Below are 7,500 nucleotides of genomic sequence, written 5' to 3' on the forward strand. Positions count from 1 at the left end.
CCCCGGTCAAGAACCTGACGTTCTCGGCCGACCTCTCCTGGACCCATCTGGACCAGAAGTACGCTGGTACGGTTGCTTACGCTGGTGCCGGCACGACGGCCAAGCCGGCCGCCGTGTACGAGCTGAAGGATCAGGACACGCTCGTTCTGCTCCTCCGCGCTCAGCGCAACTGGTAAGTTCGGTCTAACGACCTGACAGAGAGCCCCGGCGGGAAACCGCCGGGGCTTTTTTTTGCACCAGGCGGACCACGGATCTCCGACATGTTCTGAAGAACGAGTGGAGTGTGGAATGATGAGTAGCTTTGGGTGATCAAGAACTGGGTTCGGATCGCGCGATCAAGACCACTTCAGCCGCCGCGGCAAGAGGCGGAGTCGCCGGCAGGTCCTTGAGATTGATGGCCACCACGGCGTCCAACGTGGTCTGCCCGTCTCGACCGCAACCAGAGCGGACTAGGCCGCGTCGACGACGTCGGAGTTCAGGCGTGGTGCGACAGCCGTAGAAGCGCCGGCCGATAGGGGGCTTGCGGATCGTCGTCCTCATTCGAGGGAATTGTGCAGGAGCCGAATTCCTGTCTGATCCGCTCGATCTCGGCGATGCGCTCGTGCAGCCGCTGCAGATGCTCCGGGGATTTCGCCCGCCAGAATCGAAATGTGTCGGCGGTGAGCGGGAGGAACGCGGTGCCGAACAGCGTCGGCTCCGGAACGACGGTTCGCCCGAGCAGCAGGAACCGCCCGGCACCGGAGACGACGAGGGTCGCGTAGCCGCGGTTTCCGATCCTCTTGATGCCATTCAGCGACCATTCGGCGAGCTTGCTGAAATAGGGCTCCTCCCGCCAGCGATCGGGGCAATGGTCATCGACGGTAACGTTGACCGCGTCCTGGCTGAAATGCACGATGATGCCCGATTTCGCCGGAAACCAGTCGTCATCCAGATGGCCCTGCAGCCAGGCGCAGACGAAGGACCGGCACATCTGCGGACGGCGCTCGTAGATGGTGCATCCAGTGCCCGTCTGCCAATGCCTGCACAGCTGGTTCACCGGCTTGTCGACGGCCGCCACTTCGAGGATATCGCAGCAGGCACTGCATGAGCCGCATTGCCGGGCTGGCTGGGCTGTCCTCGTCGGGCTGGTTCCGCGAAAACCCTGCCCGTCGCGGACCAGCAGCTTCTGCTTTTCCAGCGCATTCAACGCACGTTCGATTTTGAGACGAGATAGTCCCGTGGCGTCGATCACACCCTTCATCGTCGTCGCGCCTGCCTCTACTGCACGGGCGACGCTCAACATTGCCTGATCCATGTTTGTAGTTCTTTTCTTCTCTTATTGCGGCGCGCCCGATCCGCCCTGCACGATCTTCTCGTTCAGCTTCTCACCGTGCGGTCTGGAGCACTCCGGCCCATGTTGATGGCCCGCCTCAAACGCCGGGAGCTGACCGCGTTACCCCCTCGCGCGGATACCTTGTTATCGGATCGCCGCAAGCGAGTCTCATAGGCACGCCGCTATTCCACGCTGCCGGCGCCACGGCGCAAATCAGCCTCGATCTGCAACCGGGTGCCGCCGCCGAAGCGGGCGCGGTAGACCTGAAGGTTCTCCATGATCCGCTGCACATAGTTGCGCGTCTCGGAGAACGGGATCAGCTCGACCCAGTCGACCGCGTCGACCTTGGGGTCACGCGGATCGCCGTAGCGGTCGATCCACTTCTTCACACTGCCGCGGCCGGCATTGTAAGCGGCGAAGGTCATGATGTAGGAGCCGCGATAGTCTTCGAGCAGTCCACCGAGCTCGGCCGAGCCGAGCGTGGCGTTGTAGGCCGAATCGTTCTTCAGACGCCCCAGATCGTAAGTCCCGCCGTGCCGCTTGCAGACATAGCGCGCAGCGTCCGGCGTCACCTGCATCAGCCCATAGGCCTGCGCCGGCGAGACGACCGAGGGATTGAAGGCGCTCTCCTGCCGCGCGATGGCGTAGATGATGCTGCGCTCGACCTCGGGTCCGATCGGCGTGAATTGCGGAATGCCGTTGACGGGATAGGCATAGAAATCGAACGGCAGCCCGCGATTGAGCGCGGCCTTGCCGAGCAGCAGCATGCCGCGCGCGTCGCTGTGGCGCTGGGTGAGCTCGCCGAGGCCGGCTAGCGCTTCGGGATCACCGTTCTCGCCCATGTCGGCGAGCAACGGTATCACCATCTCGCGCTCGTCGAGCTCGTAGAGCAGCTGCGCGGCGCGCACGATCTCCAGCCGTTCGGCACCGCGGCTGCGCGGCTGAGCGTTGAGCTCGATCTGCGGCAGGCCGAGCTTGGCGCGTGCGAGCTGGCCGTAATAGCTGGTGGATTGCTCGGCGGCCCGCGCGTAGGCGTTGCGCGCCTCCTGCTGGCGGCCTGCAGCTTCGGCGGCGCGGCCCTGCCAATAGCCGGCGCGCGCCAGCGTGGTCGGATTGACGCTGCCGATCCCGATGCGGGCAAAGTGCTGGGTGGCGGCCGCGGGATCGTTGAGGAAGCGCAGCGCGATCCAGCCGGCGGTGAACTCTTGCTCGGTCTTGTAGATGTCGCGCGAGGGCAGGGCCGCATCGCGCGCGATCAGATAGGCGCTGCGGAATTCCTCGGTGTCGATCATCTTGCGCGCCAGGAGGCGCCGTTCGATCCACCATTCGTCGAGATTGTAGAGCCGGCCCGGATCCTTCGGTGCCGACAGCATGAGCTGGGCGGCTTCCGCAAATTTCTCCTCGCGGCGCAGCAGCTGGATCTTGCTGAAGATGAAGCCCGGATCGCCGTGCAGCTCGCGCGGCACGGCTTCGAGCAGCGCACGAGCGTTCGGCGCTTTCTTGAGGGAGGCGATGCGGGCTTTGGCGAGTGCGACATAGCCGGCCCCGAGGCGCTTTGCAGCCCGCAATGCGGCCCCGTTCTCGCTGCCGTAGAGCAGCGTATCCATCCGCGCCTTCTGATCGCCGGGCGTCAGCAGCGCGCCGAACTGGTCGAGTGCGTTGTTTTCGGTCTCTTCCGACATCGGGTCGCTGCGCCAGGCATCGCGCACCAGACGTTCGGCGTTGGCACGGTCGCCGCGCGCCAGCATCGCCTTGGCGAGCGTGAAGCGGCCCTTGGCGGACACGGGGGATTCGTTCTCGAACCACGACCACGCGACCTGGTCGTCGCGCCTGTCGTCCCACATCGCGGCCTCCAGGCGCCGGCGCAGGAAGGTCTGCGAGGGCCAGCTCGGATTGGCGGACAGGAAGGCGCGGTAGCGCTCCACAGTCGCGCCATTGTCCTCGCTGCGAAGGATGATCCATTCCGCGAGTTTTCGCGCGACCGGATCCGAGATCGTGGCCGCGGCACTGGTGGCGTCGCCCGCCTTGCGCTTGCGCACGAGCTCGATCACGGTCTCCAGCGTGTCCTTGTCGGCTTGCGGCGTCGAGGAGGTCGCAGCAACCGCAGCCGGTGTGACCGGCTTGCGCGGGGCGGCATGCTGGCGGGTCGCCGGAGCCAGGACAGGAGCCGCGACGGGCTTGGCGGAGGCCGGGGCGGTCGGTCTGACGATGGCCGTTGCTGCCGGTGCGGGTGCGGTCTTCGGGACCGAGCCGCCAGCGGCCGGCTGAGGTTTCGGCGCGACAGCCGCAGGCTTCAGCTTGTCCTTTGCAGGTTCCTTGCCTGCGTTCTTGCCAGCATCCTTGCCAGCGTCCTTGGCAGGCTTCTTCGCGGCATCCTTGGCGGGTGGACTGGTCGCGCCCTTGCTTGCGCCCTTGGCGGCGTCCTTCGAAATGTCCTTGCCGGTTCCCTTGGACGCCCCCTTCGTGGTGTCCTTGGCGGCTGGCTTTGCGATTTCCTTCGCGGTTTCCTTGGCGGTCTCCGCGGTTGTCTCATTGGATTTGGCCCAGGCGGCGCAGCCGGCCGACAGCCCTGCCATCAGGCACACGACCAGACCGGTGGATCGCCATGCGGCGCGCGGAAAGGAGATCACGGCGTTTCGTCGCCCCGAATCAGTCAATTGGCTCAAGACCTAGCTGTACAAGATCTGGCTATATTTGATTGAATATGCGGACAAATACCAACAGCCGCTTACCTTTGCCGGGTTTGCACCACCACCGCGGCAAAATCGCGGCCTAAACCCGTGCGTCACACGGAAGCGGGTCTTTTACCGGCGGGATAGACCCGATATGAATGCGGCTTGCTCGAGATCGCCGCGTACGGAGGAAGTCCATGGCAGCCAAGACGAAATTCCGGGGATCGTTCACCGCCTTGGTCACGCCGTTCAAGAACGGCTCGCTGGACGAGGCGGCGTTCCGCTCCCTGGTCAACTGGCAGATTTCGGAGGGCACCAACGGCCTGGTCCCGGTCGGCACCACCGGCGAGAGCCCGACGCTGAGCCATGACGAGCACAAGAAGGTCGTCGAATGGTGCATCGAGGAAGCGAAAGGCCGCGTGCCTGTCGTCGCCGGCGCCGGCTCCAACTCGACCAAGGAGGCGATCGAGCTCGCCCAGCACGCTGAAAAGGCGGGCGCCAACGCGGTTCTGGTCGTGACGCCCTACTACAACAAGCCGACCCAGGAAGGCATGTACCAGCACTTCAAGGCGATCAACGACGCGATCGGGATTCCGATCATCATCTACAACATCCCGCCGCGTTCGGTGATCGACATGTCGGTCGACACCATGGCGCGGCTGTGGGAGCTGAAGAACATCGCCGGCGTCAAGGACGCCACTGCCAGCATGGTTCGCGTCTCGCAGCAGCGCGCAGCAATGGGCGAGGACTTCAACCAGCTCTCCGGCGAGGATGCGACCATCCTGGGTTACATGGCCCATGGCGGCCATGGCTGCATCTCGGTGACCTCGAACGTCGCGCCGCGGCTCTGCTCCGAGTTCCAGGCCGCCTGGGCGAAGGGCGACCATGCCACCGCGCTGAAGCTGCACGACAAGCTGATGCCGCTGCACAACAACCTCTTCATCGAGAGCAATCCGGCGCCGATCAAGTACGCGCTGTCGCTGCTCGGCAAGCTGGACGAGACGTTGCGGCTGCCGATGGTGCCGGTCACCGAGCCGACCCGCGTTGCCGTGCGCAGCGCAATGGTTCATGCCGGCCTCATCAACTGACGCGCTGGCCGATCGGGGAGCTTTCATGGCGATCGAGGAAAGAGGCACGCGGATGCTCACGGAGTTCCGCGAATTCGCCATGAAGGGCAACGTCGTCGACCTGGCGGTCGGCGTCATCATCGGTGCGGCCTTCGGCGCCATCGTGACGTCGCTGGTCGGCGACGTGATCATGCCCATCATCGGCGCAGTTACCGGCGGCCTCGACTTCTCGAACTACTTCACGCCGCTTTCGAGCAAGGTCACCGCCGCAAATCTCGCGGACGCGAAAAAGCAGGGTGCCGTCTTGGCTTGGGGCAACTTCCTCACGCTGACGATCAACTTCATCATCATTGCCTTCGTGCTGTTCCTGGTGATCCGTGCCATGAACAAGTTGAAGCGCAAGGACGAGGCGGAGCCTGCCGCTCCGCCGAAGCCGTCGGCCGAGGTCGAGCTGCTGACCGAGATCCGCGATCTCCTCAAGAAGTCTTGACGCGCGCGCTTCATCCAAACTGTTAGCGTCCTCGCGCATCTCGATCAGGTTTGTCCCCCATGGCCGACAAGAATGAACGTCCGATCAAGGTCATGGCGGAAAATCGCAAGGCCCGCTTCAACTATGCGATCGAGGATACGATCGAGGTCGGCATTGCCCTGACCGGCACCGAGGTCAAGTCGATCCGCAACGGCAAGAGCACGATCGCGGAATCCTACGCCGATTCCAAGGACGGCGAGATCTGGCTGATCAACGCCACCATTCCGGAATATCTTCAGGGCAACCGCTTCAATCACGAGCCCAAGCGGCCGCGAAAACTGCTGCTGCATCGCAAGCAGATCAACAAGCTGATGGGAGCGGTCGACCGCGAAGGCATGACGCTGATCCCGCTCAAGCTTTACTTCAACGAGCGTGGTCGCGCGAAATTGCAGCTCGCGGTTGCAAAAGGCAAGAAGCTGCACGACAAGCGCGAGTCCGAGAAGAAGCGCGACTGGAGCCGGGAGAAGGGCCGCCTGATGCGGGCGAGGGGATAGCGGGATGACTCAGAGAAACCTGCTCGAGGTTGATTGGACCCGGATTCCCGCCCCCGCGGATGACGGCGGCGCCGCGCACCTGAAAGGCATGACGCTGCCGCCGGTCAGCCTGCTCGCCACTGACGACACGTCAGTCGCGCTGTCGGGGCTGCGTGGCCGGACCGTGGTGTTCGCCTATCCGCGCACCGGCGAGCCCGGCAAGATCGCGCTGGTCGACGATTGGGACATGATCCCGGGCGCGCGCGGCTGCACGCCGCAGACTTGCGCGTTTCGCGATCTGTTCGCCGAGCTGAAGGCCGCCGGCGCCGCGCAGGTGTTCGGCCTCTCGACCCAGAGCAACGCGTACCAGACCGAGATGGCCTCGCGGCTGCATCTGCCGTTCCCGGTGCTCTCGGACGAGAAGCTGGCGCTCACGCGCGCCCTGAATTTGCCGACCATGGAGGTTGCGGGCCTGACGCTGATCAAGCGCCTTGCGCTGATCGTCGACGACGCCAGGATCACGCATGTGTTCTATCCGGTGTTTCCGCCCGACCGGAACGCCGGCGATGTGCTGGACTGGCTGAAGGCCAATCCGGCCAAAGGCTTGTCTAGGGATTAGTCGAGGTCGGCCTTCACCTTCGCGAACACGGAGCGGAACATGTCCGGCGTCAGCACGCGGGTGTTCGTGTTGTAGCGGGAGCAGTGATAGCTGTCGTAGAGCCTGAATGCGCCGGCCTGATGCACGGCGCCGTGGCCGAAGGGGGCTTGCGATCCCTTCAGGTTCAGCGGCTTGAGCACGGTGTCGTGCGCAATGCGCCCGAGGGCGACGATCGCGCGCAGGTTCGGCATCGTTGCGAGATTCGCGGCGAGAAACTGCCGGCAGGTGTTGATCTCGACCGGCAGCGGCTTGTTCTGCGGCGGCACGCAATGCACCGCATTGGCGATCCGGCAGTCGACCAGCTTCAGGCCGTCGTCGGGACGCGCCCGATATTGGCCCTTGGCAAATCCGTATTCGAGCAGCGTGGTGTAGAGCAGGTCGCCGGCATAATCGCCGGTGAAGGGACGGCCGGTGCGGTTGGCGCCCTGCATCCCCGGCGCAAGGCCGACGATCAGCAGGCGCGCCTTGATGTCGCCGAAAGGCGCAACCGGTGCATTGTGCCACAATGGCTCGCGCGCGCGGTTCGCCTCGCGAAAGGCGACCAGGCGCGGACAGAGCGGACAGTCACGGTCGGGGACGAGGCTGAGAGGCTGGCGGCTTGACCGGGCCGCCTCACTCCTCGAAGTCGTCATCGCCCCTCGCCGGCGCCATCGTGGTTGCGCGCTGGAGGAACTGCGGAGCGTGGTGGCGCGCCTCGCGGTCGCCGCGGTCACGCGGGGCGGGGCGTTCGGACGGGTCGCGACCGAGCTTGGACTGCAGCTCGACGAGGTCGGTGAAGACGTCGGCCTG

Annotated in this window: 8 protein-coding genes and 1 pseudogene; 5 read left to right on the forward strand and 4 right to left on the reverse strand. The window is 64.8% G+C overall.

Features of this window, described 5'->3' with window-relative positions:
* On the forward strand, nt 1-176 hold a 176-nt coding region (locus tag AC0L3B_RS37665), incomplete at its 5' end, for a porin (RefSeq protein WP_473382562.1).
* Between the two features lie 299 nt (nt 177-475).
* On the opposite strand, the gene AC0L3B_RS37670 is transcribed toward AC0L3B_RS37665, so the two are convergent.
* On the reverse strand, nt 476-1,294 hold the full coding sequence (locus tag AC0L3B_RS37670; protein ID WP_085357378.1) for a YkgJ family cysteine cluster protein: 819 nt from the start codon (nt 1,292-1,294) through the stop codon (nt 476-478).
* 200 nt (nt 1,295-1,494) lie between these two features.
* A complete protein-coding gene (locus AC0L3B_RS37675) occupies nt 1,495-3,888 on the reverse strand; it encodes a lytic transglycosylase domain-containing protein (protein ID WP_473382565.1) in 2,394 nt (797 codons plus the stop codon).
* Nucleotides 3,889-4,181: 293 nt separating this feature from the next.
* Between AC0L3B_RS37675 and dapA the strand changes: the two genes are divergently transcribed.
* From dapA to AC0L3B_RS37695, 4 genes are read left to right on the forward strand one after another with little or no spacing between them, the layout of a single operon-like run.
* Nucleotides 4,182-5,072 carry a 4-hydroxy-tetrahydrodipicolinate synthase gene (dapA, locus tag AC0L3B_RS37680; protein WP_007603384.1) on the forward strand — a complete coding sequence of 297 codons (891 nt, stop codon included), beginning with the start codon at nt 4,182-4,184 and terminating at the stop codon, nt 5,070-5,072.
* 52 nt (nt 5,073-5,124) lie between these two features.
* The gene (gene mscL / locus AC0L3B_RS37685) at nt 5,125-5,541 is read left to right on the forward strand and encodes a large conductance mechanosensitive channel protein MscL (RefSeq protein WP_162496383.1); all 417 of its coding nucleotides are present in this window, start codon (nt 5,125-5,127) and stop codon (nt 5,539-5,541) included.
* Nucleotides 5,542-5,600: 59 nt separating this feature from the next.
* On the forward strand, nt 5,601-6,074 hold the full coding sequence (smpB, locus tag AC0L3B_RS37690) for an SsrA-binding protein SmpB (RefSeq protein ID WP_007603387.1): 474 nt from the start codon (nt 5,601-5,603) through the stop codon (nt 6,072-6,074).
* Nucleotides 6,075-6,078: 4 nt separating this feature from the next.
* Complete coding sequence (locus tag AC0L3B_RS37695) at nt 6,079-6,672, forward strand: peroxiredoxin (protein ID WP_018458412.1); 594 nt, start codon at nt 6,079-6,081, stop codon at nt 6,670-6,672.
* Here AC0L3B_RS37695 and AC0L3B_RS37700 read toward each other — a convergent pair.
* Entirely contained in the window at nt 6,669-7,343 is a 675-nt protein-coding gene (locus AC0L3B_RS37700) for a uracil-DNA glycosylase (RefSeq protein ID WP_026233573.1), read from the reverse strand. The genes AC0L3B_RS37695 and AC0L3B_RS37700 overlap by 4 nt on opposite strands.
* A pseudogene (locus AC0L3B_RS37705) lies at nt 7,324-7,500 on the reverse strand (LabA-like NYN domain-containing protein); the annotation flags it as partial. The gene AC0L3B_RS37700 and the pseudogene AC0L3B_RS37705, both read right to left, overlap by 20 nt.

This window comes from Bradyrhizobium sp. Kon56 (assembly GCF_055807635.1).